Consider the following 26,913-nt stretch of genomic DNA (forward strand, 5'->3'; position numbering starts at 1 on the left):
CGGTCAGGCCGGTTGGAAGAACGCGAGCATTCTCCGGCCGGCGTCGGGCGACGTCAGGATGTCGTGGACGCGGGCCGACTCGCGGGCGGCGGCGCCGGTACGGGCGAACATCTCGCGTTCGTACTCCGCGACGGCGCGGGGGATGTCCTCCGGGTGCGCGGCCAGGGCGAGGCCGAGGAGGGCGCCGTCGAGGAGGGCCATGTTGGCGCCCTCGCCGACCGGTGGCATCAGGTGGGCGGCGTCGCCGATGAGCGTGACGTCCGGTGTCGACGGCCAGGTCAGGCCGACCGGGAGGGTGGTGATCGCCCGTGGCACGACGGTGTCGTCGCAGGCCGCGATCAGGGCGGTGAACCGTGGGTGCCAGCCGGGGAGCAGGTCGATCAGGCGCGCCCGGGCGGCGGCGGGGTCGTCGAAGGGGATCTTGCTGGTGGCGAACCAGTCCTCGTCGGTGTTGTAGAAGCTCAGGCCGATACGGACGCGGCCGTCGCCGTTGCGCTGTGCGGCCAGCGACAGTCCGCCGCCGAGCACCCAGTAGTTGCCGCGACCGACCATGGCCGCGAGGTCGGGGTGCGTGCGGTCGATGTCGGGGATGCCGAGCTCGACGATGTTCTGGCCGATGTGCGCCGGGCGGGCGTCGGTGAGCAGGGGGCGGACCCGGGACTGCGCGCCGTCCGCGCCGACCAGCAGGTCGTACGTCGTACTGCCGCCGTCGGCGAAGCGCAGCAGGCCGTCGGCGGCGGAGGTGAACGCGTGCCCCCAGCGCACCGTGTCCTCGGGGAGGGAGTCCAGCAGCAGGTCGCGCAGGTCGGCGCGGTCGACCTCGGGGCGGTCGAGCGGGGCGTCCTCGGGGGTGTCCTCCTGGAGCAGCAGGGTGCCGTCCGGTTCGAGCAGGCGCATGTCCTGGCCTTCGCCGCGGGCTATCGCGTGGAATCGGTCGATGAGCCCGGCCTCGCGCAGCGCCCGCTGCCCGGAGTGGATGTCGAGCATGCCGCCCTGACCGCGCGCGGCGCGTGACGCCTCGCGTTCGTACACGACGGCGTCGATGCCGTTGACGTGCAGCACGCGGGCGAGGGCCAGGCCGCCGAGGCCGGCCCCGACGATGGCGACGGCCGCGGTCGGGCTCGGGCTCGGGGTCGGGGTGGTGGTCGTTGGCATGGGTGTCTCCTTCGGTTCGATACACCGTACGAGTCGATACACTGTATCGTGACAATGCGATGTACCGTATGCGGCATGTTGGTGTGGGAGCGGCCCGAGCCGCCGAATCGACCCGTACCGGCCCCCCTGGACCGGGAGCGGATCGTCCGCGCCGCGATCGAGCTGGCCGACGCGGACGGCCTGGACGCGGTGTCGCTGCGCAAGGTCGCCACCGCGCTGGGCGTCGGACCGATGCGGCTGTACGGCTACATCGAGAGCAAGGACGAACTGCTCGACCTGATGGTCGACGCGATCCACGCCGAGATCCGGCCGGTCGGGGACACCTGGCGGGAGGTTCTGCGCTCGCTCGCCGAGACCACCCGGCAGGCCGCCCACGACCACGAATGGCTCGCCGACCTGCTCGGCGGCCGGCCGCAGCTCGGCCCGCACGCGCTGGCCAGGGGCGAGGCCGTGGTCGCCGCGCTGGACGGGGTCCACGTGGACGCCGTCATGCCCGTGGTCACCGCGGTCGACGCCTACGTGACCGGCGCCGTCCGCCGCGAGATCGCCGCCCGCCGTGCGGAGCGGACCACCGGCCTGGACGAGAAGCGCTGGCAGGCCGCACTGGGCCCCTACCTGGAACGCGCCTTCGCCACCGGCCGCTTCCCCGCCCTGTCCACCGTGATCCACGACGCCGCCCACCTCGACGCCGACCACACCTTCCGCCTCGGCCTCGACTTCCTCCTCGACGGCATCGAGGCCCACATCTCGCGCTAGGGCTGGCGCGGGCGCCGCGTCTTGAGCGCGGTCTCGAAGCTGCGGACGCAGGCGTGGTCGCCCTCGACCGCGATGCTCACCGGGGAGGCCCCGGCCCCGGCGCCCCCGCGGGAGGGCACCGGAGCCGGAACGGAACCGGCTAGGTGGCCGTCCAGACGAACGTCACCGGTGCGGACGCCGCAGCCGAGGACGTACGGGCGGTGACCGTCACCGTGTACGTACCCCGCTCAGTGGCCGCGCCCGTGAACCGCCCCGCCGAGCTGAGCGAGATCCCCGGCGGGAGACCGGTCGCCGAGAAGGCCGTGCCGCTCGGGGCCTTCCGGTCCAGCGCCCAGTCCACCGCCGTGTGCAGCGGGCTGCTCATACCGTGCGGATTGGGCACGGCGTACGAGGCGTCGCCGCCCCCCACCCGCGCCGCCGCGGCGTTCACCTGCGTCGGCACGCTGAGCGTGCCGCTCAGCGGGAGATTCCGCGACGAGTCCCCCACCAGGATCTGGTAGCTGCCCGCCGCCGTCGTCCACCCGTTGGTGCCGGTGTTCCAGTACGCCAGGTCGTGCGTGGACACCGTGAAGGTCAGCGTCTGCGACTGGCCCGGATTGAGCGTGACCCGCTGATAGCCGCGGAGCTGGTGGACCGGCTCGCCGGTGGAGGCCGGGTCGCCCACGTAGAGCTGCGCGACCTCGGTACCCGCCCGCGTCCCGGTGTTGGTCACCGTCGCGCGCACGGTGGCGTTCCCACCGGACAGCGCGCCGACCTGGAGCCCGGAGAAGGAGAAGGTGGTGTACGACAGGCCGAAGCCGAACGGATACAGCGGCTCGATGTTCTGCGCGTCGTACCACTTGTAGCCGACCTTCAGCCCCTCGCTGTACTGCACCGTGCCGTTGGTCCCCGGCCACTGCGCCGGGGTGTGCGCGGGCACGTCCGCGAGCGACTTCGGGAAGGTGACGGGCAGCTTGCCCGACGGGTTGACGTCACCGAAGATCAGCGCCGCCATCGCCGTGCCGATCTGCTGGCCCGGATAGAAGCCCTCGAAGACGCCCGCGACCTGGTTCAGCCACGGCATGTTGATCGCCGAGCTGTTGTTGAGCACCACGATGGTGTGCGGATTGGCCGCCGCCACCTGGGCGATCATGTCGTTCTGGTTGGTCTGGGCGTTGCCGACCGGCGGCAGGTCGAGCGTGGTGGTGTCGTGCTCCTCGTTGCCGTAGTTGTCGCTGGCGAAGACGATCGCGACATCGGAGGAGCGGGCCAGCGTGACCGCCGACGCGAGATTCGACGCGTCGTTGTACTGCACGGTGGTGCCGGTGCCCGCGACCCGGTTCTGGATGCCGGTGATCGGCCAGACCGTGCCGGAACTGGTCACCGTCGCACTGCCGCCGCCGATGGACTGCACGCCCGCGCCGCCGTCCCAGCCGATCACCGCGATCGAGTGGGTGGTGGCGGTGGACAGCGGCAGGATGCCGTTGTTCTTGAGCAGTACGGTGCCCTCCTCCGCGCCCTGGAGCGCGGTCGCCACATGCGCCGGGGTGGTGACGACGGCGTCCCGCGAACCGCTGGGCGCCTTGTCGAAGAGACCGAAGGCGAAGAACTGCGTCAGCAGCCTGCTCACCATCGTGTCCAGCGTGGCCTGGCTGACCGTCCCGTTGGCGACCGCCTGCGCGAGGAAGTCCGCGTAGAAGTAGCCGTTCGGCATCTCCACCGTCAGACCGGCGTTGGCGGACTCGACCGTGGAGTGCGCGCCGCCCCAGTCGCTGGTGATGAAGCCGCCGAAGCCCGCCTGCTGGTAGAGCCCGACGTTCATCAGCGCCGGATTCTGGCAGGCCGGTACGGAGTTGACGACGCTGTACGCGCACATCGCCGCCGCCGGCGAGCCCTGCTGCACCGCCGCCTGGAACGCGGGCAGATACAGCTCCTGCATGGTCCGGCTGTCGACGACGACCGTCCCCGCCGGATTCTCGATGTTGTAGACGGCCACGTGCTTCATCTCGGCCATCACACCCTGGCTCTGGATGCCCCGGATGTCGGCCGCCGCCAGCCGCCCGTTGAGGTACGGGTCCTCGCTGAACGTCTCGAAGGCCCGGCCCCAGCGCGGGTCGCGCACGATGTTCAGCGTCGGGCCGAGCGCCACCTGCACACCCTTGCCCGCGAACTCCGCGCCGATCGCCGCGCCGTACTGCTGCTCCAGCGCGTCGTCCCACGTCGCCGCGGACGCGTTCGCCGACGGCATCTGCGTGACGCCGCCGAGGCCGTCACCGACACCGTGCGGCCCGTCCTGGAGGCCGATGTTCGGGATGCACAGCGACGGTACGCCGGTGATGTTGCCGATGTACGGCGTCGCGTTGTTGTTGCCGTGCAGGATCGAGACCTTCTGCGCGGTGGTCATTTGCGCCATGACCTGCTGGACGCGGGTGGCCACCGGAGCCGTGGAACCGACCCACGGGCAGTTGCCGTTGCCCCCGCTCGGCGGCGGGGAGGTCGTACTGCCACCGGGCGTCAGGATCGTGAACTCCCACAGCGAGTAGCCGTACTGCGTCGCCCGCTGCGTGCCGTACATCCGCACATAGCGGCCGGTCGCGTTGAACGACAGATTCTCGGTGCCACCGGCCCCGGTCGTCGTGGAATACGCGTTGTTCCACGTGGAACCATCGGTCGAGACCTGGATCTGATACGCCTTCGCGTACGCCGTCTCCCACGTCAACTGCGCGCCGCACAGCGTCTGCGACGAGCCGAGGTCGACCTGGACCCACTGCGGGTCGGAGGCCGCGCTGGACCAGCGGGTGCCCGCGTTGCCGTCGAAGGCGGCGGAGGCGGGGGTCCCGGCGTTCTCGGTCGAGGACGCGGTGGCGGGCCTGCCGAGCGCGGCGGTCGTGGTGCCGCAGGTCGCCGGGGGCGTACCGCCGCCGGAACCGCCGTAGACCTGGAACTCCCAGAGCGAGTAACCCCATTGGGTGGCGCGCTGGGTGCCGTACATCCGCACGTAGCGGCCGGTGCCGGTGACGCTGAGCGTCTGGATGCCGCCGGTGCCGGTGGTGGTGGAGTAGACGTCGGTCCAGGCGGTCGCGTTGTCCGAGACCTGGATCTTGAAGGCTTTGCCGTACGCCGTCTCCCAGTTGAGGACGACCTGCGTGATCGGCTGCGACGAGCCCAGGTCGACCTGGAGCCACTGCGGATCGGACGCGGCGCTGGACCAGCGGGTACCGGTGTCACCGTCCACGGCGGCGCTCGCGGCGAACGCGTCCTGGACGGATGACGCGGTCGCCGGCTTGCCCTGCGAGAGCAGGGTCGGCGTCGCCGCGTGCGAGGAGGTGGGCGCCAGGGACAGATACGCCGAGGCGATCAGCACCAGCGCCATCAGCAGGACGCCCTGCGGTGACCGTGCGAGAGGGAACCGGAAACGTTTACGGTGCGCGGAGAGCCCTCGTGGGGTGACCCTCATGTGTGCTCCTACGTGTCTACGTGTCGGATGACGGCTCGCGGAAGCCCGCGAGCACGGGCGCGAGAGGTGAGAAACCGACAACGAGGGCACGTACCGCCGTCCTTGCGGAGATCCGCGCGTGGCGAGCGCGCGGCCACGCACGTGACAAGCACGTGACAAGCACGCGGCCGGCGTGCGGCGAGGTGCGCCGCGTACGCGCGAGCCTCCGGTTGGGGGGTGGACGTCGGTGGTGCCCTGCTGCGGTGTGCGGCACCGACCCCGGTCTCGCGGCCACGATCGGCGTTCGTGCGCGGTGCGGCTGTGCGGAGGTGCGGTCGTGCGCGTGCGGTCGTACGGCGGTGCGGTCGTGCGGCGCCCGAGGGCGCTGTCCCGCCGCCTCGCCGGACGGCTGTGAGAGCGCTCTCTGGCCGACGTGATGTCTACGCCTGGCGAAAACCGCTGTCAAGGTTCCGCGCAGCCGTGACCGGACGGCGCCGCTTTCTTCAAGCGGGCCCAACGCGGGCCGGGGGCAACGGGGTTGCGAAGTACCGCCGTGGCGGGCACGGCCGGGCGCGGCGGCGAGTGGGATCGTAAGGGGATGGACGACAACGACGACGTCGGTGGTGGCGTGAGCGGAGACGGCCGGGACGGCGACGGGAGCGGGGCGGCCGGCGGCGACGAGGGCGGGACCGGCGGCGTCGGCCGGTTCAAGGTCGAGCTGGAGGGCGTACCGGAAACGCTGCTGTGGAATCTGTACAACCGGGCCGCCGAGGCCCGGCGGCCGGGGGCGCGACTGCTGGACGACCCGCTCGCGGTGGAGCTGGTCGACCGTATCGACTACCCCTTCGAGCGGTTCGGCGGCTCGGGCATGGCACAGTGGCACGCGCTGCGGGTGCGGTGCCTGGACGACGAGGTACGGCGGTTCGTCGCCGAACACCCCGACGGCACGGTGGTGGCGCTCGGCGAGGGCCTCGAAACGCAGTTCTGGCGGGTGGACAACGGCCGGGTGCGCTGGCTGACGGTGGATCTGCCGGAGACGGTCGAGGTCCGAGACGCTCTGCTTCCGGACGATCCGCCACGGCGCCGTTCGCTGGCCCGCTCGGCGCTGGACCTGGACTGGATGGACGAGGTCGACGACTCCGAGGGCGTACTGGTCACCGCCCAGGGCCTGTTGATGTATCTGCCGCCGTCCGACGTGAAACGCCTGATCGCCGCCTGCGCGGAACGTTTCCCCGGCGGCTGGATGCTCTTCGACGCCCTCCCCCGGGGGATGGTCGCCCGCAGCCAGGCCCAGGCCGACGACCGGGCCCGGGCGGACGCCCAGGCGCGGGCCGAGGCGCGCAGGGACGCGGACGCGGGCGGGACGGGGCCGGAGGCGGGGACGGAGGCGAGCCCAGAGGCGGGGACGGAGGCGGGCGGGAGCGCGGCGCGCCCCGGCTATCGCGCGCCGCGCTGGCTGTGGGGCATGGACGGCAAGGAGTACCGCAAGGTCGCGACCGCCTCCCCGCGCATCGCCGAGGTCCGCAGCCTGCGCCTGCCGCGCGGTCGCGGCCCGTACGCCATCGCGCCCGTCTCGCATCTGATCCCGCTGCTGCGCGGGATGCGGATGTCAATTGTGTCGCTCCGCTTCGGCACCGCCGATTACCGTAACGGCGACCGTCCGTAGGGGAGTCCAGGTCGGCCGGGCGCACGGATCCGGCCACCGGGCCCGCCCCGGACCCCCGTACCGAGACAAGAGGCGCGCGCCGAGTGACGACCGATTCCCAGCACCCACCGCAGTCCCCCGACCGGCCCCGGCCCGCGGCCCCCGCCCCGTACGCGCTGCCGACGCCCGGCCCCGCGCCCGCCGCGCCGGACGGCGAACTGCTGCCCGCCACCCGCCGCGCCCTGCTGCGCCGGATCGCGGTCGGCCAGGCCGAGGGCCGTACGCCGTCGATCGTCGGCGCGGTCGTACGGGACGGGCGGATGGTCTGGTTCGGCTCGCGCAGCATGATCGAGGGACACGCGCCGGACGCCGACACGCAGTACCGGATCGGCTCGATCACGAAGACGTTCACGGCGGTGCTGGTGATGCGGCTGCGCGACGAGGGGCTGCTGGAGCTGACCGATCCGCTGGCGCGGCACCTGCCGGACCTGCCGGACGACGCGGAGGACGTGGCCGGTCTGACGATCGGCCAACTCGTCACCCACACCTCCGGCCTGGCCTCCGAGACGCCGGGCCCCTGGTGGGAGCGGACCCCCGGCGACCTGCGGCCGGAACTGGCCGACATCCTCGGCCCGGCCCCCGTCAAACACCCGGCCGGACGGCGCTACCACTACTCCAACCCCGGATTCGCGCTGCTCGGCGCCCTGGTGGAGGCCAAACGCGGCGTGCCGTGGGCCGAGGCCCTGAAGGCCGAAGTGCTCGACCCGCTGGGCATGCCGCGTACGACGGCGCTGCCGCAGGCCCCGGCCGCCGGGGGCTTCGCCGTCCACCCGTGGGCCGACGTGATGCGGCCCGAGGTCGTACAGGACACCGGACTGATGGCGCCCGCGGGCCAACTGTGGTCGACGGCCCAGGACCTGGCGCGCTGGGCGGGCTTCCTCGCGGCCGGGCACCCGGACGTGCTGGCCGCGGCGACACTGGCCGAGATGCGCGCGCCCGCCGCGCCGCCGGACGCGGCCGACCCCGACTCGGGTTACGGCCTCGGGCTCCAGCTCACCCGGCACGGCGACCGCCCGCTCGCCGGCCATACGGGCTCGATGCCGGGCTTCCTGGCCACCGTGTGGGTGAGCGTCGCGGACGGCGTGGGCGCGCTCGCGATGGCCAACTCCACCTCGGGGCCCGCGATCGGCACCATCGCCGCCGACCTGCTGGCGATCACCGCCGACGCCGAGCCCGGCCTGCCCGCGCCCTGGCGGCCCGCCGACGCGCTCGACCCGGCGCTGCTCGACCTGGCGGGCCCCTGGTACTGGGGCACGTCCGGCTACAGCCTGCGCGTCCACGCCTCCGGCGACCTCGCGCTCGCGCCGCTGACCGGCCAGGGCCGCGGCGCGCGCTTCCGCGCGGAATCCGACGGCACCTGGACCGGCCTGGAGGGGTACTACGCGGGCGAGACGCTGCGGCCGGTGCGGCGCGCCGACGGTTCGGTCGGCCATCTCGACCTGGGGTCCTTCGTGTTCACACGCGTGCCGTACGACCCTTCGGCGCCGCTGCCGGGCGGCCCTGGCCCTGGCCCCGGTCCCGGTCCCGGTCCTGGCTCCGGTTCCGGGCAGGGGAACTGGCCGGTGCGCTGAGGCCGTTGGCCTCGGGAGTGCGGTCGGCGCCGTCCTGAGCGCCGTCCTGAGCGCTGTCCTGCGTGCCGTTCCGCGTGCTGTCCTGCGTGCTGTCCTTCGAGCCGTCCGAGGACGGGGGCCTGAGCAGGACGGCGGCGACCGCGGCGCCGAGGGCCAGCAGTCCGGCGGCGACCACGAAGGCCAGGTGGTAGCCGCTGGTCAGGGCGGCCGGTACGGAGTGGCCCGCGGCGAGCTTCCGGTCGGTGCGGGCGGCGGCCAGGGCGGCGAGTACGGAGAGGCCGAGCGCGCCGCCGATCTGCTGGGCGGTGTTGAAGACGCCGGACAGCAGCCCGGAGTCTGCGGGGGTCGCCTCCGACATGCCCAGCGTCATCAGGGAGGGCATGGCCAGGCCGAAGCCGACGCCGAAGACCAGGATCGCCGGGAGGATGTCGGCGGGGTACGAGGCGTGCGCGGAGGGGGCCCTCGCCAGGATGAGGAAGCCGCCCGCGAAGAGCAGCAGGCTGGGCAGCAGGACGGCGCGCTGGCCGAAGCGGGCGCCGAGCCGGGCGGACAGCAGCAGGGACATCACGCCGATCATCGCGCCGGTCGGCGCCAGCGCGAGCCCGATCCGCACCGGGCCGTAGCCGAGCACCTGCTGGAGGTAGAGGCTGGTCATGAACTGGAAGCCGAAGCCGCCCGCGACCATCAGCGCCAGCACCACGTTCGCGCCCGAGACGATCCGGGAGCGGAAGATCCGCAACGGCATCAACGGCTCGGCCGCCTTGGTCTGACGGATCAGGAACCCGGCCAGCAACAGGGCGGACAGCGCCGCGAGTCCTGCGGTGGCGGGGGACGTCCAGCCCCGGCCGGTGGTCCCGACGATGGTGTAGACGCCCAGCATCAGGGCGGCGGTGACCAGGACGGCACCCGGCGCGTCGACCCCGGGACGCGTGCTCCCGGCGCGGGGCTCGCGGGGCTCACGGGGCTCACCATTGGGCTCGTGGGGCGTGCGGGGCTCGCGTACGGCGGCCGGGCGGTCGTCGGGCAGCAGGCGCAGGCTGAGCAGGGCGGCGGCCGAGCCGATGGGGAGGTTGACGAAGAAGATCCAGTGCCAGTTGATGGCCTGGGTGAGGATGCCGCCCACGAGCAGGCCGAGGACGCCGCCCGCGGACTGCACGAAGCTGTAGACGCCCATGGCGCGGGCCCGGCCGCGGGGGTCGGGGTAGAGCGCGATGACCATGCCGAGGCTGACGGCCGAGACCATCGCACCGGCCGCGCCCTGGACGAAGCGGGCCGCGATCAGCAGCCCCGCGGAGTCCGCGAACCCGCACAGCAGCGAGGCGACGGTGAACGCCGCCAGGCCGGTGACCAGGATTCTGCGGCGGCCGAACAGGTCGCCGAGGCGGCCGGCGAGCAGCAGCAGCCCGGCGAAGGCGATGAGGTAGGCGTTGACCACCCAGGCGAGGCTCGACTGTGAAAAGCCCAGGTCACGGCGGATGGACGGCAGCGCCACATTCACGATCGTGCCGTCGAGGATGATCATCAGGGTGCCCGCGCTGAGCACCGCGAGAGCCGCGCCGCGCGACGATCCGGCGGCATGGGGACGGAGTGGCATGAGGTCGCCTCCTGGCGAAAGGGATACCAGGAGTGACCGTAGCAGATGGTTTTGTTGGAGACTATCTCTTACGGGCTTACCTTGCGGGTGCGTGCCCGGCGGTGGAGCGGACCGGCGCGGTGCGGTGCGGTGCGGTGCGCTGCGGTGCGGGGTCGGGGGCGGACCGCGGCGGGGCGGGCTACTTGCGGGACTGGCGCGGGCGGCGCACTCCCTGGCCGCCGTCCGGTGCGCCCGCGGGGGTCGCGAGATGGCCGTTGACCAGCCGGTTCAGCGCGGAGACAAAGGCGGTGCGCTCGCTCTCCGGCAGTGCGCCGAGCACGTCCTCGTGCACGTGGTCGACGATCTCCTGGCCCTCGGCCACGACCTTCTCGCCCGCCGGGGTCACCTTGATGATCCGCGCGCGCCGGTCGGTCGCCGACGGCACCCGCTCGGCCAGCCCCGCCCGCTCCAACTGGTCGACGGTGACGACCATCGTGGTCTTGTCCAGGTCGGACAGCTCGGCGAGCTGCGCCTGGGTCCGCTCGGCCTCCAGCGCGTGCGCCAGCACGCAGTGGGCGCGCGGCGACATGCCGATCTCCGCGAGCGCCGCCGACATCTGGGTGGCCAGTACGTGGGCGGTGTGCTGGAGCAGGTACGACATGTCGGCGGTCCGCGCCGACAGGGGGACGTGCGCTGCGGTGGTCACGGCCTCTGCGGTCGCTGCTGTCTCTGCGGTCATGCGTCGAGACTAGCAAAATAGGTCTGCTACGGGACGATCCCGTAGTGGACCTATCGGGGGCGGCGGGACGGGACCCCGTGGAGATCTGGAGACCTGGAGATCTGGAGACCTGGAGACCTGGAGACACGGACTCCGGGGACGGCGCGGCGGATAGTACGCGAAACCGTTTCTCCGGTGGTGACGCTTCGCGCTATTCGTCCGGTGCCCTCACGCAGCGTGGCACGCTCACACGGCACCGCAGGCGAGCTGAGCGAAGGATCGACCACCGGGAGTTCGGGGCCACGTGATCATGGATGCCAAGACCACCGACCCGGCCTCACCGGCGTCTCCGCAGCCCAGGGGGCGGCGCCGCAAGATCGCGCAGCCCCGGCAGGAGCCCGCCGCACCCATGACGCGGCCCGCCGCCGCGCAGCGGCAGGAGCCGGGACCAGCGCCGGAACCCGAGCCGGAGCCGCGCGCTTCGGCGCCGACCGAGCCGTCCGCGTACACACCGGCGTCGATACCGGCGTCGGCGTTCACGGCCGCACCCGCATCCGCATCCGCACCGGCACCGGCACCAGCACCCGCACCGGCACCCGCGTTCGTACCGCCTCCCGTACCGCGGATGCCCGGACCCGAGACGCCCGCGTCCCCGGCGGCCTCCCCGGCCGGGTCCCCGTCGCCCGACGCGCTCCTCATCCGCCGCACCATGGAGGAGATCGGGCCGGTCGCGGACCGGACGGTCTCGTACTTCTACGCGCTGCTCTTCATCCACCACCCCGAGCTGCGCGACCTGTTCCCCGCCGCGATGGACGCGCAGCGCGACCGGCTGGTCAAGGCGCTGCTGACGGCGGCCGAGCACATCGACGACCCGGCGGCGCTCGGCGACTACCTGTCGCACCTGGGCCGGGGGCACCGCAAGTACGGCACCCGCGCCGAGCACTACCCGGCGGTCGGCGAGGCGCTGCTCGGCGCGCTCGCCCGGTACGCGTCGGCGGTGTGGGGCCCGGAGACCGAGGCGGCGTGGGTCCGCGCGTACGCCGCGATCTCGCAGACGATGATCGACGCGGCGGCCGAGGACGAACGGCACGCGCCGCCCTGGTGGCAGGCCGAGATCGTCAGCCACGAGCTGCGGACCCCCGACGTCGCGGTGGTCACCGTACGGCCCGACCAGCCGTACGCCTTCCTCGCCGGGCAGTACACGATGGTGGAGACCCCGTGGTGGCCGCGGATCTGGCGGAACTACTCCTTCGCCGCCGCGCCCCGCGACGACGGCCTGCTGACCTTCCACATCCGCGCGGTCCCGGCGGGCTGGGTCAGCAACGCGCTGGTCGGCAGGGCCCGCCCCGGTGACGTCGTGCGGCTCGGGCCGCCCTCCGGTTCGATGGTGGCCGACCACGCCTCGGACGACGGCATGCTCTGCCTGGGCGGCGGCACTGGCATAGCGCCGATCAAGGCGCTGGTGGAGGACGTCGCCCGGCACGGGCGGCGGCGCCCGGTCGAGGTGTTCTACGGCGCCCGCCGCACCAGCGACCTCTACGACCTCGACACGATGCTGCGCATGCAGCGCGAGCACTCCTGGCTGTCGGTCCGCACCGTCGTCGCCGACACCCCCAGCGACGCGCTGTCCGGGCCGCTGCCGGACGCCGTACGCGCGCACGGGCCGTGGGAGGCGTACGACGCGTATCTGTCGGGGCCGCCGGGGATGATCCGCAGCAGTGTGGACACGCTGGTGCGGATCGGGATGCCGTCGCACCGGATACGGCACGACCTCGTGCAGGAACTGGTCGCGGCGGGGGACTGACGCGACCGGCCGCCGGTCCCCTCACGGCTGTCAGCCGAGGTCGGGGCCGAGCAGGCCCAGCACCCCTTCGATGTTCGCGTCCAGGTAGTGCCGCAGGGTCAGCGGCACGATGTCGACCGAGGCCAGGCCCATGCGGCTGAAGGGCACGCGCACGATCTCGTACTCCCCGCAGGGCTCGTCGATCTCCGGGCCGTGCCGCTGGTCGAGGTCCATCGACTCCAGGCGGCAGGCGAAGAAGTACTGCACCTTCACGCCGTGCGAGCCGTCGTCCGCGATGTGCTCGACGGTGTCGACGAAGGCGGGCACCACATCGGTGACCTTGGCGCCCAGCTCCTCGTCGACCTCGCGGTGCATGGCCGCGACCACGCTCGCGTCGTCGTCCTCGACCCCGCCGCCCGGCGTGAGCCAGTACGGGGCGAGGCCGGGCTTGGTGCGCTTGATCAGTACGAGCCGGTCGCCGTCGAGAACGATGGCGCGGGCCGTGCGCTTCACCACCGGCCGGGTGGTGGGGCCGTCATGCGTGTCCGGGGGCATGGTGGACATCTGCCGCAGTGCGCGCGGCGGCAAACTTGCCGCACCGCACAATTCCCGGCGCCGCCCCGGCGAATCGGAGCGCACCCCTCCGCCGCCGTGCCACCGCCGTGCCGCCGTGCGCCCGCGCGCCCTCACCCGTACGAAGACGCGACTGAGCGCGCGGACGACCACACGCTCACCCGTACGAAGACACGCTTCGGCCCACGACGCCCACGCCTTCACCCGTACGAAGACGCGCCTCGCCCCCCGGCGCCCGCGCGCTCACCCTGACGAAGACGCCGCTTCGTCCAGCGCGCGCAGCACATCGGCCACGATGTCCTCGGGGTCCTCGACGCCCACCGAGAAGCGGACGAAGCCGGGCGGTACGGCGTCGCCGCCCCACCGTCCGCGGCGCTCCGCGGTGCTCTGGACGCTGCCGAAGCTGGTGGCCTCTGAGGTGAGGCGCAGCGCGGCCAGGAAGCGTTCGGCGTGGGCGCGGTCGGGGAGGGTGAAGGAGACGACGCCGCCGAAGCGCCGCATCTGGGTGGCGGCCACGGCGTGCGCGGGGTCGGACGGCAGGCCCGGGTGACGTACGTCCGTCACCTCGGCGCGGTTCAGCAGCTCACTCGCGAGGGTGAGCGCGTTCGCGGACTGCCGGTCCACGCGCAGGGCGAGCGTCGCCAGCGAACGGTGGGCGAGCCACGCCTCCATCGGCCCCGGAATGGCGCCGACCGTCTTGCGCCACTGCCTCACGCTCGCGTTCAGCCCGGAGTCGCGCGTGGTGACGTAGCCCATCAGCAGGTCACCGTGCCCGTTGAGCGCCTTGGTGCCGCTGGCCACGGAGAAGTCCGCGCCCAGGGCGAGCGGGCGCTGCCCGAGCGGCCCCGCGAGGGTGTTGTCGACGGCGACCAGCGCGCCCGCCGCGTGCGCGGCGTCCGACAGCCGGCGGATGTCGCACACGTCCAGGCCCGGATTCGACGGCGTCTCCAGCCACAGCAGCCGCGCGCCCTCCAGCGCCGCGAGCTGCCCGTCGCCGACGGTCGGCGCGAGCCGTACCGTCACGCCGTACGACTCCAGGCGCTCCCGCAGCGAGCGCGTCGCCTGGTAGCTGTCGGACGGCAGCACCACGGTGTCGCCCGCCCGCACCTGGGAGAACAGCACGGCGGCGACCGCGCCCATGCCGGAGGCGAAGGCGAGCGTCGCGGCGGCCGGGTCGCCGGGGCACTCCAGCTCCGAGACGGCCGCCTCCAGCCGCTCCCAGGTCGGATTCTCGTCCCGGCCGTACGTGTACGGGCCGCTGGCCTCGCCCGGCAGGTGGTAGTGCGAGACGAAGACCGGGCCGGGGAGCGAGGGTTCGTACGCGGTCGCCGGGGGCCGTCCCGCGTGCACGCTGCGGGTGCTGTCGCCAGCGGCCTCCGGCCGGGCGGCCTGATGCCGTTCGGCCGCCCGCTGTGCCGCTTCGTGTCCCGCGGACCCCTGGTCGGTCCCCCGCCCGGTCTCCTGGTCGGTCCCCAGCTCGATCTCCCGCCCGGTCTCCTGGTCGGTCCCCAGCTCGGTCTCCCGCCCGGCCCCTTGTGCCGCCCCCTGCTCGGTCCCCTTCTCAGGGTGGTGACTGGTCACTCGTCGTCCGGAAGGACGACGGCCAGCGCCCAGGAGACGATGCTGATGATCAGACCGCCGAGCACCGCGGTCCAGAAGCCGTGGACGTGGAAGTCGAGGCTGAGTTTGTCGGCCAGCCAGGAGGTCAGGAGCAGCATCAGGGCGTTCACCACCAGGGTGATCAGCCCGAGGGTGAGGATGAACAGCGGGAAGGACAGAACCTTCACGACCGGCTTCACGAGCCAGTTGACGACGCCGAAGACCAGGGCGACGAGGATGAGGGTGAGGACCTTGTGCCAGGTGCTGTCCCCGGTGAGCGTGATGTCCTTGAGCAGCCAGACGGCGACCGCGAGGGCACCGGCGTTCGCCAAGGTCTTGACGATGAAATTCTTCATGGTGTGATCGTCGCAGACCTGATCACGCAAGCAAGAGACCGGACAAGTACCGGACGGAGTCCGGACAAGGGGAGTACGCGATGAAGGTGTTCCGGCTGGACGACCTGGACGCGGAGCGGGCCGCCAACGAGGGGGCGTATCTCCGTTTCCTGCGCGAACGCACCATGTCGGCCGGGCTCTACGCGCTCAAGGCCGGGGAGAACGACCCCCAGCAGCCGCACGCCCAGGACGAGATCTACCTGGTGGTCAGCGGCCGGGCGGCGATCACCGTGGGGGAGGAGACGACCACCGTGGGTCGCGGCAGCGTCGTCTACGTACCGGCCGGGACCCCGCACCGCTTCCACCACATCACCGAGGACCTCAGGGTCATGGTGGTCTTCTCACCCCCGGAGCCCTAAGGGTGCGTTCAGGGTCGTATCCGGCCTCCTGGCCCTCCGCCGGAGGCATCGGTGGCCCTACAGTCGAAGTATCGGCGGAACACCGCCAGGACCCGAGAAGGAGAAGGAGACCGAGGACATCATGGAGAAGCTGCTGAAGGGCCTGCCGTGGTGGGTGAAGTGGGTGGCCATCCCGGTCATCGCGCTGATCGTCTTCGGCTCGCTGATCGCCAGCCTGGTGAGCATCGTCTTCGGACTGCTCTTCAAGGTGATCGTGTTCGTGGTCCTGGTCGGGGCGCTGGTGCTGGTCGTCAAGCGGGTCACCGGCGGCGGTGGCTCCTCCGGGTCGGGGCGGGACTGGTAGGTCCGGCGGGGCCGGTCGCGCCCTTGCCGCCGTTGTCGTCACCGTTCTTGCCGCCGCTCCTCTCGTGCCGGTCGGCGCTGACCACCAGCGCCGCCAGGGCCGTGGTCAGCGGCACCGAGGCGACCAGGCCGATGCTGCCCACCAGGGTGCGGACGATCTCCTCCGCCACCAGTTCGCTGCTGGCCACCCGCAGGACGCCGCTGCGCGCGATCGAGAAGAGCAGCAGCAGCGGCAGCGCGGCGCCCGCGTACGCCATCACCAAGGTGTTGACCACCGAGGCGATGTGGTCGCGGCCGATCCGCATACCGGCGCCGTAGAGTTTGCGCCAATTCGCGCCGGGATCGGCGTCCTTCAGCTCCCACACCGCCGAGGTCTGGGTGACGGTGACGTCGTCGAGCACGCCGAGCGAGCCGATGATGACGCCCGCGAGCAGGACGCCCTTGATCTCGATGCCGGGATAGAGGCTGTGGATCACGCCCGTCTCGTCCGAGGTGTTGCCGGTCAGCCGCGCCCAGTCGATGAAGACCGAGCCCAGGACGCCGATCAGCAGCAGTGAGCAGAGCGTGCCGAGGACGGCCACCGAGGTGCGGGCGTTGACGCCGTGGCACATGTACAGCGCGATGAGCATGATGGCGCTGCCGCCGACCACCGCCACCAGCAGCGGATTGTCGCCGCGGAGGATGGCCGGAAGGATGAAGAGGGTCAAGATCCCGAACGAGACGATCAGTGCGATCAGGGCCATCAGACCGCGCAGCCGTCCGACGACGATCACCGCGACCGCGAAGATCCCGGCGAGCAGCGCGAGCGGGAAGCCGCGGTCCACGTCGGTGACCGAATAGCGCAGCCCGGCGGGGGCGTTGGGCGCGTACGCGAGGACCACGCCCTCGCCCTTGGTGTAGCGGCGGGACTGGTCGGGGTGCACGATCTCGGTGAAGGTCGTCCCCTTGTCGGGCCCCGACTCGACCTCGATGGTGGCCTTCTGGCAGGTGTCGCTCGCGGCCGACGACGACTGGCCCGGGTTCTCCGCCTTGCAGGACACGTCGACCAGTCGCACCACCTTGCCCTGCCGGGTCTGCTGGTCGAAGCCGACGCCGCTGCGGGCGTGTTGGGGCGCGCCGCCCGGCCACAGCACGATCAGGCCGACGACGACGGCGGCGGCGAAGGGGACCAGGATCGCGGCGATGACCTTGCGCAGGTGCTGGGAGACCGGCGGCACGGGGCCGTGACCGTGGCCATGACTGTGGCTGTGTCCGTGACTGTGCCCGTGGCTCGCGCCGGGGCCGGGGCCGGGGCCAGGGCCGTGGCCGGGTCCGGGGCCGGGACTTGGGCTCTGCGGGGGCTCTTCCACGGGCTGATCATCGCAAGATCCCTGGTGCCTGTCCTCGCCGAACCGCTACCGTGGGGGCACCTTTGCAAACGCGGGAGCTCGGAGCACCGGGCTGAGAGGGCGCTGAACCTGTTGCCGGCACGGCATGACCGCCGGGACGAACGCTGCGCCGACCGCTGAACCTGTTACCGGGTAATGCCGGCGTAGGGAGTGGGTCTCATGACCATGCAGGACGCGCACACGCCTGGATCCGACGGGGACGAATCCGCCCGTACGGAGTCGGTCGGCTCGAACCGTACGGAAGCGGAGGGCTCGATCCGTACGGAGTCGGCCGCCTCGAACGGTACGGAAGCGGACGGCTCGAACCGTACCGAAGTGGACGGTCCCGTACGGGACATCGGCTGGCACAAGTCGTACGTCGTCGGATCGCGGCCGGACCTGCGGGTGCCGGTCCGGCAGGTGCACCTCACCAATGGGGACGACGTGACGCTGTACGACACGTCGGGCCCGTACACCGATCCGTCCGTGGAGACGGACGTCCGGCGCGGGCTCGCCCCGCTCCGGGAGCACTGGATCATCGCGCGCGGCGACACCGAGGAGTACCCGGGACGGCCGGTCCGCCCCGAGGACGACGGCCTCAAGCACACCTCGCCGCGCGGCGGGCTCCGCAATCTCGACGCGGTCTTCCCCGGCCGCCCCCGGCTCCCCCGCCGAGGCCGTACCGGGACGCCCGTCACCCAACTCGCCTACGCCAGGCGGGGCGAGATCACGCCGGAGATGGAGTACGTCGCGCTGCGCGAGAACGTCCCGTCCGAGATCGTCCGGGACGAGATCGCCGCGGGGAGGGCCGTACTGCCCGCCAACATCAACCACCCGGAGATCGAGCCGATGATCATCGGCAAGTGGTTCCTGGTGAAGGTCAACGCCAACATCGGCAATTCGGCGGTCACTTCCTCCATCGAGGAGGAGGTCGACAAGATGACCTGGGCCACCCGCTGGGGCGCCGACACGGTCATGGACCTGTCCACCGGCCGCAACATCCACACCACCCGCGAGTGGGTGCTGCGCAACTCCCCCGTCCCCATCGGCACCGTCCCGCTCTACCAGGCGCTGGAGAAGGTCGACGGCCGCGCGGAGGAGCTGAGTTGGGACGTCTACCGCGACACCGTCATCGAACAGGCCGAGCAGGGCGTCGACTACATGACGGTGCACGCGGGCGTGCTGCTCCGCTACGTCCCGCTGACCGCCCGCCGCAAGACCGGCATCGTCTCGCGCGGCGGCTCGATCATGGCCGCGTGGTGCCTGGCGCACCACCAGGAGAGCTTCCTCTACACGCACTTCGAGGAGCTGTGCGAGATCCTGGCCGCGTACGACGTCACGTACTCGCTCGGCGACGGCCTGCGCCCCGGCTCCATCGCGGACGCCAACGACGAGGCGCAGTTCGCCGAACTGCGCACCCTCGGCGAGCTGAACACCATCGCCAAGCGGCACCAGGTGCAGACGATGATCGAGGGCCCCGGGCACGTGCCCATGCACAAGATCAAGGAGAACATCGACCTCCAGCAGGAGATCTGCGAAGAGGCCCCGTTCTACACGCTCGGCCCGCTCACCACCGACATCGCCCCCGCCTACGACCACATCACCTCCGGCATCGGCGCCGCGATGATCGCCTGGTGGGGCACCGCGATGCTCTGCTACGTCACCCCCAAGGAACACCTCGGGCTGCCCGACCGCGACGACGTCAAGACCGGTGTGATCACCTACAAGATCGCCGCCCACGCCGCCGACCTCGCCAAGGGGCACGAGGGCGCCCAGGCGTGGGACGACGCCCTCTCCGACGCGCGCTTCGAATTCCGCTGGGAAGACCAGTTCAACCTCGCCCTCGACCCCGCCACCGCCCGCGCCTTCCACGACGAGACGCTCCCCGCCGAGCCCGCCAAGACCGCCCACTTCTGCTCCATGTGCGGCCCGAAATTCTGCTCGATGAAGATCTCCCACGACATCCGCCGCGACCACGGCGCCCCTGTCGCCCCCGCCCCCGCCTCCGAGGCCGAGCTGGGCATGGCCCAGAAATCCCGCGAATTCGCCGCCGCCGGCAACCGCGTCTACCTGCCGCTGGCGGACTGACACCCGAGGGCCCCGGCACCCCGGTGCCGGGGCCCTCACCCCAGATACGGCCGCTCCCGGCCCTCCAAGTAGTGGGCGATCCGGAGGCGTTGGGTGTGATGCATCGGCAGCTCGTCCACCTCCCGGGCCGCGACGAAGCGCACTTCCGTGGACTCGTCCGAGACGGCCAGCTCCCCGCCGATGGCCCGGGCGGTGAAGCAGACGTTGAACTGTCGGCGTACCTCCCCGTCCGTGTACGCGATCACGTGGCGCGGATCGGTGTACGTGCCGACGAGCCCGGTGATCTCCACGTCCAGGCCCGTCTCCTCCTTGACCTCGCGCACCGCCGTGCCGGGCAGGGAATCGGTCATCTCCATGCCGCCCCCGGGCAGCGCCCACAAGCCGTTGTCGCGGCGCCGCTGGAGCAGGATGCGACCCTGCTCGTCGGTGACGACGGCAGACGCGGCGACGACGAGACTGTTCGGTGCGGGGGCGTCCGGATCGTCGTAGAACTCGGTGCGTGCCATGGCGTCAGTGTTCCCGAGGCGCGGGCTGCGCCGTGGCCCATACGGCGTCGAAGCTGTCGGCGTAGGTGTCGAACAGGCTGCCGTCGCCGTGCTGCCGCAGGTGCCAGACGGGAGCGCTGTACGCGTTCACCCCGAAGACGTGGGCATTGACGACGACCTGGTCGTCCGCGCGGTAGAGGGAGTTGTAGAGCGTGGTCCCGTGGGTGCGGATGTCGATGCCCGGAGTCCCGATGAGGGGCCGGTAGTGCATGAGGGCGAGTCGGCAACGGGACTCGATGCCGTGGCCGAATCGCTCTTCCCGGCCGCGTTGTCGGACGTTGGGGCTGTCGGCGTCGCCGACCGCGATCCGGACGGTGCAGCCGTCGGCGGCTCGCTCCCGCAGGAGGTCGTTGAGGCGCGGGTACGCCTCGTGGAGGAAGACGGCCGCGTAGACCAGTACGTCGATCTGCTCGCGTGCCTGCGACAGCACGTCCACGATCGTTGATACGGGGACGTCGGCGCGTTGATCGTAGAGCGCCACCAGTTCCGGGCTGACCGCCCGTGCGGCCCGTGGCTGGCGGAGCGTTGGCCATAGCGCGTGCACGTCTTCTCCTAGCGTCTCCGCCGCCAGCATGGCTGTCGCCCGGCGCGGGGTGCGGCCGAGGTTGACCCAGCGCTCAACGGATTTGGGGTCGACGTCGGTCTTCGCTGCCAGTGCGGCGTACGTCCAACCGCCGCTTGCCATGGTGGCGCGCAATCTCTCGTTCGGCATCGCAGTCTCTCCCTCTGACGTGGGACGGCGCTAGGGACGTTCTATCCGACATGGGACGTCCCAAAGTGGGGAATGGTGGAGGTTCCTCCGTCCTGATGAACTCGGCGACGCTCGCCGCATGGGTGACACGGAATTGACCGGTGGAGACGACGAATCGACGCCGGGTCGCGAGTGGGAGCGCGCCTCGGACTCGGTGTTCGTGAAGAGATGGGCACGTAGCCCTCGATGCGTGGGCCGGGCGCGTCACGAACTCCGGCTGGCGGTGAACGCGTGGGGCATGACCGGACTGGCGGACACCGCCGTACTTGTCCTGTCGGAGTTGTTCACCAATGCCGTGCGGCACGCGCGGGGGCCGGAGGACCGGCTGGTCGAGACCCGGTACGAGCGGCTGACGGACGGCGCGCTGCGGATCGAGGTGCACGACGCCAACAGCGTCCGGCCCGAAGCCCGGGAGCCGTCCGTGGACGCCGAATCCGGGCGCGGCCTGGCCCTGGTCGACGTACTGACCGCCGGACGCTGGGGAGTGAGTGAACGCTTAGGCGTCGGGAAACTCGTCTGGGCCGTGTGCGCCGACGACACCGCTGACGAGGTGCCCCGGTGAGCCTGCGGGAAGCACTGCGGCTACGGGCACGGGAACCGTCGTACGAGGCGGGCGACCCGTGCGAGGACTGCGGCAACGCCCTCGTGCTGTGCGTTCAGTGCGGTGAGGACGTGCGCTGTCCGAACTGCGTTCCGTACGAACGGCCCTCGGCAGGGGACGAGGCCCTGCGCGCCACGGTTCGGCTGGTGCGGGACCGTCCCGAGGCGGGACTGCTGGCCGGGGCGCTGGCCTGTTCGCCGCCCGCCATGCTCGGCTGGGTCGGTATGACGTTCGTCGCACCCGGCCTGCTGCGCACCGGGGGCGCTCTGGCAGGGGCCGTCGCGTGCGGTGCCTTTCTCGCCATGGGCGCGACGGCGGGCGGGTTGCCGCTTGCCGGGGAGGTTCCCACCTGCCGGATCAACCGCACGACAGCGCCGTACGACCGCTGGTCGTGGACCGGAGCCGGGGCGGTGGCGGTCCAGATCGTCCTGGTGTCCCTCGGTGTCGCGGCTGCCTGAGCCCGCCCCGATCCCTGACGGCCGCTTCGGGCACCGGCCACGCACTAGCCTGAAGCCGAAGGCCCCGGCGCGATATGTCGGGGCCCTCGGCTTGTGTACGGCCGCTTCCGCGTGCGTACGGGAGGCCGGCGGAGGCGGCTCCGGCCTTGCGGCGCAGCTTGCGGCGGGCTGGCTGGCGCTGCTCGGCGAACAGCACGAGGGGCACCTCGGTGAAGACCTGGTGGACGGGCTGTTGGGGGAAAAGGGGGGTGGGGGAGAATCGGGCGGGTCGGGTGGTGGGTGGGGAAGAGGGCAGGGGATGGGGCAGGCGAGGGGTGAGGGGCGGGATATCGAGTCCGCCGTCGTGATCTACACGGCGGTGGCGAACGGCGGTGGGGCTCCGTACGCGGGGCTGGCGGGGCTGGTGGGGCTGGACGAGGGGCGGCTGGAGTCGGGGCTGCGGACCTTGAAGGGCATGGGGCTGGTCCGGCTGGTGGAGGGGCGGGTCGAGACCGTCGACCCGGACGCCGCGCTGGCGGTGGCGATGGACACGTATCTGGGCACGGCCGCGGCGCAGTTGCGGAACGCGGCGGAGCTCAGCGAGACGACGCAGGCGCTGCTGACGGTGTTCCGGCCCGCGGCGGCGCGGCTCCAGGAGCAGGTGGTCGTCCAGAACTTCGAGGACCTGGAGACCCGGCTGAGCGCGCTGGCCGACATCGACGCCACCGCGCGGGAGTCCGTGGACTCGCTGCACCCGGGCCCGATGCCGCAGGACATGGCGGTGCTGGAGCACTCCCTGGCCGGGGACGCGGCGATGGTACGGCGCGGGGTGCGGGTCCGCGCCCTGTACCCGCGCTCGCTGCTCCAGATCCCGAAGTACAGCAAGTATCTGAACGACCTGACCGACGTGGGCGTCGGCGTCCGGCTGATCGACCACGGCCCGCACGACCTGCTGGTGGTGGACCGGCACACCGTCGTCCTGCCGGGCGTCCCGCACGTACGGTCGTCGATGACGCTGGTGCGCGGCGCGGTGCTGGCCCGCTCGTACGTCTCGGTCTACGAGGACTACTGGCTGCGGGCGAAGCCGATGCCGCACATGGCGCGCGGCGGCCAAGCCACCCCCGCCCCCGACAGCGACGACGACCCCGGCGCCGCCACGGACTTCACCGACCAGGAGCGGACCATCATCCGGCTGATGGCCAACGGCTACAGCGACGACCGCATCGCCAGGACGCTGGGCGTCGCCCGGCGCACCGTGCAGCGCGTGATGACCAAGCTGATGGAACGGCTCCAGGTCTCCAGCCGCTTCGAGGTCGGCCTGAAGCTGGCCCGGCTGCTCGACCCGGACGACCTCTGACCGGCCGCACCGTCCCCCGCGGGCCGCACCGTACGGCCGTGCGCCGCCACCGTCCATCCACCGCATCCGGGACGCCCACCGCACCCGGGACACCCACCGCACCCGGGACACCCACCGCACCCGCGTGACCACCGCATCCGCGTGACCACCCCGCGTGACCACCCCACCGTACTGGTGAACCACCCCACCACCCCACCACCGAAGTGTGTCGCACTTGGGACAGTGCCCGATGTGGACAAGGCGATTCCGGCGGCTCGCGAGCATCCCCGCTTAGCATGAGCGGGGGCGCGAAATCGCAGGCCGCGGACGCCGGGTGACCCCTCACCCCCAAGGACGCGGCAGCCGAGAAGATCCGGGGGACAAGCCATGGACCGTCGTTCCGACGAGGACCCACCGCTGATCCAGGAGTTCCTGCGCGAGGCCCGCAGAAATTTCGTGGGCGAACCCGAGCCCATCACGGGCCACAACGGTTACCGCCCGCCGGGCCTGAGCCAGCACGCGGTGGCCCAGCGCCTGGGCATATCACCGCGCCTCTACCAGGACTGGGAGGGCTGCGGACGCCCCATCCCCGCCCACCGCCTCGACAGCCTCGCCAACGCGCTGCGGCTGGACTCGCGCAAGCGCGACGAGCTGTGGTTCATCGTCACCGGCGGCTACCCGCCGCGCGGCCCGGCGGAACCCGACCCCGAGGCCGTCACCGGCTGGACGTCGTACCTCCACGCGCTCCAGGTCCCCGCCCTCACCGTGGACGGCGCCTGGCGGATTCTGGAGACCAACCAGGCGTGGCGCCAGCTCTTCGAGCCCGCGGGCCAGCCGCCGCCCGCGAATCTGCTGCGCTTCGTGCTCTTCGCGCCGTACGCGCGGCAGTTGTGCGCCGAGTGGCGGACCGGCTGGGCGACGGCGTTCCTGCGCCAGCTCCGGCTCCAGGCGCAGACCGCGCACCACCAGCCGCAGACCGGGCCCGACCAGGAACTGCTCCGCGTCATCGCCGAACTGCGCGAGGACCCCGAACTGGCCCGGCTGTGGCAGGCGGAGAGCGAGTCCACCCGGGTCGCGCTGCACCACGACGGCCAGGTACGGCTGCTGCGGCCACCGGCCGGCGGTTACGTCCAGCGGGTGCGCATGCTCGTGTCGTCCCCGGCGCACGATCCCCGGCGCCGAGTGCTGATGTTCATGCCCGCCGTGACGGCGCCCGGCCTGGCGGGGCCCGCCGGGACAGCACCCGGTACGACGGCGTCCGCGACGACGGCGCCCGGTACGGCGGGCCCCGCCGTCCCGACGCTGCGCAGGACCGGCCCCTACTCGGGCGTGTTGTCGGGACCGCCGAAGTCCGGGCTGGTGAAGTCGGGACTGCTGTAGCGCGGACCGGAGAAGCGCGGCGCGGCGGGCGGCAGCGGCGCGGCCGGGTCGGGCGCCGGACTGCTGAAGTCCGGGCGGGAGTAGCCCAGTCGCGGCATGCGGCTGAGGTCCTGCCCGGTGGCGGGGCCGGGCACCGGGCTCACCGCCGGGCCGTGCGGCGGCTCGTGGGCGCTGGTCGGGGCGAGCGCCGCGCCGGCCGCCGCGTCCTCCAGGAAGGGCAGCATCCCGCGCTCCAGCAGCGCCCGGTACCAGGCGTCGCGCGCGTCGGCGACCTCCGGCGGCAGCGCGTCGGGCGAGTCGTGTATGGCGGAGGAGCCGTCGCGCAGCGCCGTGAGCAGCAGTCCGACCGCGCCGAGCAGTATCGACGCGGCGGTGACGGCGGCGAACAGCCAGCCCGCGGTGCGCAGCGGCGACGCGATGGCGGGCTCGGGGGCCATCGCGCGCAGCGCGTAACCGATCAGCAGGAAGATCACGGCGGCGGCGCCCGCGAGCAGCGGCGTCAGGACGGCGAGGACGGCGATCAGGCCCGCGCCGGAGCCCGCGCCCTCCGCGACGCCCATCGCCGCGTAGCCGAAGGACCGGTTGTCGCGGGCGCGCGCCGACTCGCGGGCGGCCTCCCGCGACGCCTCCCGGACGCCGCGGTACGTCTCGTACTCGGCGGCCGCCGCGTCGGCGATGAGTTCGGCCGCGCCGAGCGCCAGGGTGCGCAACTGCTCGCTGTTCAGGGCGGAGTGACCGTTGGAGTGGTTCGTCCGTCGCGAGGCGGGGCGGCTCTCCGCCACGTCCCCGCCGTCCGGCCCGAGGGCCCGCTCACGGTCGGGTCCGTGATCCCGCAGGACCGTGCGCAGCGCCTCGTCCAGCGCGCGTTCAAAGTCCGGGCGGTCTTCGGTGAGCAGGTGTGGAGCGCTGGTCATGTGCATCCCCCGATGCTCCGACTCCCCGAGCGCGGCCGGTGTTCCCCGAGGGGAACCGGCCCGGTCGGCCGAGTACGCGGAGAGCGGCGTGCCTACGGATACAGCGATGGTAGAGCGGGGAGGCGAGACCGTGACAGGGTGCAACCAGGAAATCTGACGGCGCGAAATGTGCCGGACACCGACACGCCACCCCAAAGACGCCGCGCGAGACGCCCGGCCCGCCGCGCGGAACGCCCAGTCCGCCGCGCGGAGCGCGACGGACCCGCTAACCCACCAGCGGCAGTTGGGCGACCAGCAGCCGTCCGTCCATCGTGACGCCGCCGTCCATCGCCACCGCCAGATTCTCCGCGTAGACCATCGGTCCGTTGACGGTGTGCACCCGCTCCTCGCCGTCGGCCGGATATTCGCCGCCGACCTCGCCGAGCAGGTACGGGATCGGGCTGTGCCCGTGCACGACGCGGTTGCCCCCGTAGGTGCCGAGCAGTTCGCGGGCGGCCCGCGGCCCGCCGTCGCCGCGGAAGGCGAACCGCTTGGTGAGCTTGCGGAACAGGTCCCAGCACTCGTCGGCGTCGCCCCGTTGGAGCACGCCGGTGACCGTGTCGTTCATCTCCTCGACGCTGCTGCCGTAGTCCAGATACGCGGTGGTGTCGGAGTGCACCAGCAGGTGGCCGTCGGTGACGTGGGCCGCGTCCAGCCGGGACATCCAGGTCAGATGGCGGTCCTCGAGACGGTCCATGTCGGTCGGCTGGCCGCCGTTGAGCCGCCAGGCGGCGAGGAAGGAGGCGGTGCCGCCCGTGGAGTTGACGGGGGTGTCGCCGAACCGGTGCGCGCCGAGCAGCAGCAGTTCGTGATTGCCCATCAGGGCACGGCAGTAGCCGCCCGCCGCCGCGGCCTCCGCCGAGAGCTGCATGACCAGTTCGATGACGCCGATGCCGTCGGGGCCGCGGTCGGTGAAGTCGCCGAGGAACCACAGCCGGGCGCTGCCCGCCGCCCAGTGGCCCTCCTCGTCGACCAGGCCGCACTCGCCGAGCGCCGCCAGCAACTCGTCCAGATAGCCGTGCACATCGCCGACCACGTACAGCGGTCCCGGCCGGTCGCCCGCCGCGCCGTCCGCGGTGATCACCGGCAGGTCGTGGGCGGTCGGCGTGTACTCCGCGGGGACCAGGGGCGCGTCGGGTCGCGTCGGCTCGTACGCGGCGGGCCGCTGTGCGGGCGGCGCGCTGTCGTACGCGGGCGGCACCGGTGGTACGGCGGCGCGGGCCGGTTCGTACGCCGGTGCCACACCCGCCCCGCCGGTGGTCGCCGACGGCACGGGCGGTACGGGCGCGGCGGCCGGGACCGCCGATGCCGTGCCGGCCGGAGCCGGAGCCGAATCGATCAGCATGGGAGCCGGTTCCGTCGGAGCCGGAGCCGCGGCCCCGCCGTACCCGCCGGACGTCTCCCCGTAGCCGCCGCGCGGCTCGAATCCGACCGTCGGCTCAAACGCCGGAGCCGTGCCGAAACCGGCCGTCGGCTCGTGCCCGGACACGTACGCGGACGCCTCGGGACGC

At 72.4% G+C, this 26,913-nt stretch carries 23 protein-coding genes; 11 read left to right on the forward strand and 12 right to left on the reverse strand.

Translation table 11 applies throughout. The annotated features are described in order from the left end of the window. Nucleotides 1-3 precede the first annotated feature (3 nt). Nucleotides 4-1,155, reverse strand: coding sequence for an FAD-dependent oxidoreductase (locus tag ACZ37P_RS22220; protein ID WP_401305438.1), 1,152 nt, complete (start codon nucleotides 1,153-1,155; stop codon nucleotides 4-6). Nucleotides 1,156-1,230: 75 nt separating this feature from the next. Here ACZ37P_RS22220 and ACZ37P_RS22225 point away from each other — a divergent pair, with 75 nt between their 5' ends. Next, nucleotides 1,231-1,911 carry a TetR/AcrR family transcriptional regulator gene (locus ACZ37P_RS22225; RefSeq protein WP_467348230.1) on the forward strand — a complete coding sequence of 227 codons (681 nt, stop codon included), beginning with the start codon at nucleotides 1,231-1,233 and terminating at the stop codon, nucleotides 1,909-1,911. A 139-nt stretch (nucleotides 1,912-2,050) separates the two neighbouring features. On the opposite strand, the gene ACZ37P_RS22230 is transcribed toward ACZ37P_RS22225, so the two are convergent. After that, the gene (locus tag ACZ37P_RS22230; RefSeq protein ID WP_467348371.1) at nucleotides 2,051-5,263 is read right to left on the reverse strand and encodes a discoidin domain-containing protein; all 3,213 of its coding nucleotides are present in this window, start codon (nucleotides 5,261-5,263) and stop codon (nucleotides 2,051-2,053) included. A 661-nt stretch (nucleotides 5,264-5,924) separates the two neighbouring features. On the opposite strand from ACZ37P_RS22230, the gene ACZ37P_RS22235 reads away from it, so the two are divergent. Next, nucleotides 5,925-6,992, forward strand: coding sequence for a class I SAM-dependent methyltransferase (locus ACZ37P_RS22235; protein ID WP_467348231.1), 1,068 nt, complete (start codon nucleotides 5,925-5,927; stop codon nucleotides 6,990-6,992). A 197-nt stretch (nucleotides 6,993-7,189) separates the two neighbouring features. Further along, nucleotides 7,190-8,602 carry a serine hydrolase domain-containing protein gene (locus ACZ37P_RS22240; RefSeq protein WP_467348372.1) on the forward strand — a complete coding sequence of 471 codons (1,413 nt, stop codon included), beginning with the start codon at nucleotides 7,190-7,192 and terminating at the stop codon, nucleotides 8,600-8,602. Here the strand turns inward: ACZ37P_RS22240 and ACZ37P_RS22245 are convergent. Both ACZ37P_RS22245 and ACZ37P_RS22250 read right to left on the reverse strand, forming a co-directional pair. After that, a complete protein-coding gene (locus tag ACZ37P_RS22245; RefSeq protein WP_467348233.1) occupies nucleotides 8,487-10,196 on the reverse strand; it encodes an MFS transporter in 1,710 nt (569 codons plus the stop codon). The genes ACZ37P_RS22240 and ACZ37P_RS22245 overlap by 116 nt on opposite strands. Nucleotides 10,197-10,374: 178 nt before the next feature. Continuing rightward, nucleotides 10,375-10,836: a MarR family winged helix-turn-helix transcriptional regulator gene (locus ACZ37P_RS22250; RefSeq protein WP_355336767.1), complete on the reverse strand. Its 462-nt coding sequence runs from the start codon at nucleotides 10,834-10,836 to the stop codon at nucleotides 10,375-10,377. A gap of 682 nt (nucleotides 10,837-11,518) precedes the next feature. Between ACZ37P_RS22250 and ACZ37P_RS22255 the strand changes: the two genes are divergently transcribed. Continuing rightward, on the forward strand, nucleotides 11,519-12,697 hold the full coding sequence (locus ACZ37P_RS22255) for a globin domain-containing protein (protein WP_402710255.1): 1,179 nt from the start codon (nucleotides 11,519-11,521) through the stop codon (nucleotides 12,695-12,697). Between the two features lie 30 nt (nucleotides 12,698-12,727). On the opposite strand, the gene ACZ37P_RS22260 is transcribed toward ACZ37P_RS22255, so the two are convergent. From ACZ37P_RS22260 to ACZ37P_RS22270, 3 genes are all read right to left on the reverse strand, one after another. Further along, nucleotides 12,728-13,231, reverse strand: coding sequence for an NUDIX hydrolase (locus ACZ37P_RS22260; RefSeq protein WP_355336765.1), 504 nt, complete (start codon nucleotides 13,229-13,231; stop codon nucleotides 12,728-12,730). Between the two features lie 261 nt (nucleotides 13,232-13,492). After that, on the reverse strand, nucleotides 13,493-14,725 hold the full coding sequence (locus ACZ37P_RS22265) for a cystathionine gamma-lyase (protein WP_467348373.1): 1,233 nt from the start codon (nucleotides 14,723-14,725) through the stop codon (nucleotides 13,493-13,495). A 101-nt stretch (nucleotides 14,726-14,826) separates the two neighbouring features. Then, a complete protein-coding gene (locus tag ACZ37P_RS22270) occupies nucleotides 14,827-15,204 on the reverse strand; it encodes a phage holin family protein (RefSeq protein ID WP_355336636.1) in 378 nt (125 codons plus the stop codon). 80 nt (nucleotides 15,205-15,284) lie between these two features. Here ACZ37P_RS22270 and ACZ37P_RS22275 point away from each other — a divergent pair, with 80 nt between their 5' ends. Continuing rightward, a complete protein-coding gene (locus ACZ37P_RS22275; RefSeq protein WP_355336635.1) occupies nucleotides 15,285-15,602 on the forward strand; it encodes a cupin domain-containing protein in 318 nt (105 codons plus the stop codon). A gap of 121 nt (nucleotides 15,603-15,723) precedes the next feature. After that, nucleotides 15,724-15,945: a DUF5326 family protein gene (locus tag ACZ37P_RS22280; protein ID WP_355336634.1), complete on the forward strand. Its 222-nt coding sequence runs from the start codon at nucleotides 15,724-15,726 to the stop codon at nucleotides 15,943-15,945. Here ACZ37P_RS22280 and ACZ37P_RS22285 read toward each other — a convergent pair. Then, nucleotides 15,902-17,293, reverse strand: a complete 1,392-nt coding sequence (locus tag ACZ37P_RS22285; protein ID WP_467348237.1) for a YibE/F family protein — start codon at nucleotides 17,291-17,293, stop codon at nucleotides 15,902-15,904. The genes ACZ37P_RS22280 and ACZ37P_RS22285 overlap by 44 nt on opposite strands. A 198-nt stretch (nucleotides 17,294-17,491) precedes the next feature. Here ACZ37P_RS22285 and thiC point away from each other — a divergent pair, with 198 nt between their 5' ends. After that, on the forward strand, nucleotides 17,492-19,399 hold the full coding sequence (thiC, locus tag ACZ37P_RS22290) for a phosphomethylpyrimidine synthase ThiC (RefSeq protein ID WP_467348239.1): 1,908 nt from the start codon (nucleotides 17,492-17,494) through the stop codon (nucleotides 19,397-19,399). A gap of 35 nt (nucleotides 19,400-19,434) precedes the next feature. Here thiC and ACZ37P_RS22295 read toward each other — a convergent pair whose 3' ends face one another. Together ACZ37P_RS22295 and ACZ37P_RS22300 are read right to left on the reverse strand one after the other, a co-directional pair. Continuing rightward, nucleotides 19,435-19,905, reverse strand: a complete 471-nt coding sequence (locus ACZ37P_RS22295; protein ID WP_402710259.1) for an NUDIX domain-containing protein — start codon at nucleotides 19,903-19,905, stop codon at nucleotides 19,435-19,437. A 4-nt stretch (nucleotides 19,906-19,909) separates the two neighbouring features. Then, nucleotides 19,910-20,656 (reverse strand): XRE family transcriptional regulator, encoded by a 747-nt coding sequence (locus tag ACZ37P_RS22300; RefSeq protein WP_467348240.1) that lies wholly within the window; start codon nucleotides 20,654-20,656, stop codon nucleotides 19,910-19,912. Nucleotides 20,657-20,885: 229 nt separating this feature from the next. Between ACZ37P_RS22300 and ACZ37P_RS22305 the strand changes: the two genes are divergently transcribed. From ACZ37P_RS22305 to ACZ37P_RS22320, 4 genes are all read left to right on the forward strand, one after another. Beyond that, entirely contained in the window at nucleotides 20,886-21,257 is a 372-nt protein-coding gene (locus tag ACZ37P_RS22305; protein WP_355336630.1) for an ATP-binding protein, read from the forward strand. Continuing rightward, entirely contained in the window at nucleotides 21,254-21,754 is a 501-nt protein-coding gene (locus tag ACZ37P_RS22310) for a hypothetical protein (protein WP_467348242.1), read from the forward strand. The genes ACZ37P_RS22305 and ACZ37P_RS22310 overlap by 4 nt, the downstream gene beginning before the upstream one ends. Nucleotides 21,755-22,052: 298 nt before the next feature. Beyond that, nucleotides 22,053-23,090 carry a helix-turn-helix transcriptional regulator gene (locus ACZ37P_RS22315; RefSeq protein WP_355336628.1) on the forward strand — a complete coding sequence of 346 codons (1,038 nt, stop codon included), beginning with the start codon at nucleotides 22,053-22,055 and terminating at the stop codon, nucleotides 23,088-23,090. A 366-nt stretch (nucleotides 23,091-23,456) separates the two neighbouring features. Continuing rightward, nucleotides 23,457-24,449 (forward strand): helix-turn-helix domain-containing protein, encoded by a 993-nt coding sequence (locus tag ACZ37P_RS22320; RefSeq protein ID WP_391158881.1) that lies wholly within the window; start codon nucleotides 23,457-23,459, stop codon nucleotides 24,447-24,449. Here the strand turns inward: ACZ37P_RS22320 and ACZ37P_RS22325 are convergent. Next, on the reverse strand, nucleotides 24,389-25,369 hold the full coding sequence (locus tag ACZ37P_RS22325; protein ID WP_467348243.1) for a serine/threonine-protein kinase: 981 nt from the start codon (nucleotides 25,367-25,369) through the stop codon (nucleotides 24,389-24,391). The genes ACZ37P_RS22320 and ACZ37P_RS22325 overlap by 61 nt on opposite strands. Before the next feature lie 259 nt (nucleotides 25,370-25,628). After that, entirely contained in the window at nucleotides 25,629-26,747 is a 1,119-nt protein-coding gene (locus tag ACZ37P_RS22330; protein WP_467348245.1) for a metallophosphoesterase, read from the reverse strand. Nucleotides 26,748-26,913: the final 166 nt, after the last annotated feature.

Source organism: Streptomyces sp. NPDC024632 (genome assembly GCF_055559175.1).

Excerpts from the sequence above, each read along its gene's own strand:
- ACZ37P_RS22220 (WP_401305438.1), bottom strand. The coding sequence starts at position 1,155 with ATGCCAACGACCACCACCCCGACCCCGAGCCCGAGCCCGACCGCGGCC.
- ACZ37P_RS22225 (WP_467348230.1), top strand. The coding sequence starts at position 1,231 with ATGTTGGTGTGGGAGCGGCCCGAGCCGCCGAATCGACCCGTACCGGCC.
- ACZ37P_RS22230 (WP_467348371.1), bottom strand. The coding sequence starts at position 5,263 with ATGGCGCTGGTGCTGATCGCCTCGGCGTATCTGTCCCTGGCGCCCACC.
- ACZ37P_RS22235 (WP_467348231.1), top strand. The coding sequence starts at position 5,925 with ATGGACGACAACGACGACGTCGGTGGTGGCGTGAGCGGAGACGGCCGG.
- ACZ37P_RS22245 (WP_467348233.1), bottom strand. The coding sequence starts at position 10,196 with ATGCCACTCCGTCCCCATGCCGCCGGATCGTCGCGCGGCGCGGCTCTC.
- ACZ37P_RS22250 (WP_355336767.1), bottom strand. The coding sequence starts at position 10,836 with ATGTCGTACCTGCTCCAGCACACCGCCCACGTACTGGCCACCCAGATG.
- ACZ37P_RS22255 (WP_402710255.1), top strand. The coding sequence starts at position 11,519 with ATGCCCGGACCCGAGACGCCCGCGTCCCCGGCGGCCTCCCCGGCCGGG.
- ACZ37P_RS22260 (WP_355336765.1), bottom strand. The coding sequence starts at position 13,231 with ATGCCCCCGGACACGCATGACGGCCCCACCACCCGGCCGGTGGTGAAG.
- ACZ37P_RS22270 (WP_355336636.1), bottom strand. The coding sequence starts at position 15,204 with ATGAAGAATTTCATCGTCAAGACCTTGGCGAACGCCGGTGCCCTCGCG.
- ACZ37P_RS22275 (WP_355336635.1), top strand. The coding sequence starts at position 15,285 with ATGAAGGTGTTCCGGCTGGACGACCTGGACGCGGAGCGGGCCGCCAAC.
- ACZ37P_RS22280 (WP_355336634.1), top strand. The coding sequence starts at position 15,724 with ATGGAGAAGCTGCTGAAGGGCCTGCCGTGGTGGGTGAAGTGGGTGGCC.
- thiC (WP_467348239.1), top strand. The coding sequence starts at position 17,492 with ATGACCATGCAGGACGCGCACACGCCTGGATCCGACGGGGACGAATCC.
- ACZ37P_RS22295 (WP_402710259.1), bottom strand. The coding sequence starts at position 19,905 with ATGGCACGCACCGAGTTCTACGACGATCCGGACGCCCCCGCACCGAAC.
- ACZ37P_RS22300 (WP_467348240.1), bottom strand. The coding sequence starts at position 20,656 with ATGCCGAACGAGAGATTGCGCGCCACCATGGCAAGCGGCGGTTGGACG.
- ACZ37P_RS22315 (WP_355336628.1), top strand. The coding sequence starts at position 22,053 with ATGGGGCAGGCGAGGGGTGAGGGGCGGGATATCGAGTCCGCCGTCGTG.
- ACZ37P_RS22320 (WP_391158881.1), top strand. The coding sequence starts at position 23,457 with ATGGACCGTCGTTCCGACGAGGACCCACCGCTGATCCAGGAGTTCCTG.
- ACZ37P_RS22325 (WP_467348243.1), bottom strand. The coding sequence starts at position 25,369 with ATGCACATGACCAGCGCTCCACACCTGCTCACCGAAGACCGCCCGGAC.
- ACZ37P_RS22330 (WP_467348245.1), bottom strand. The coding sequence starts at position 26,747 with ATGCTGATCGATTCGGCTCCGGCTCCGGCCGGCACGGCATCGGCGGTC.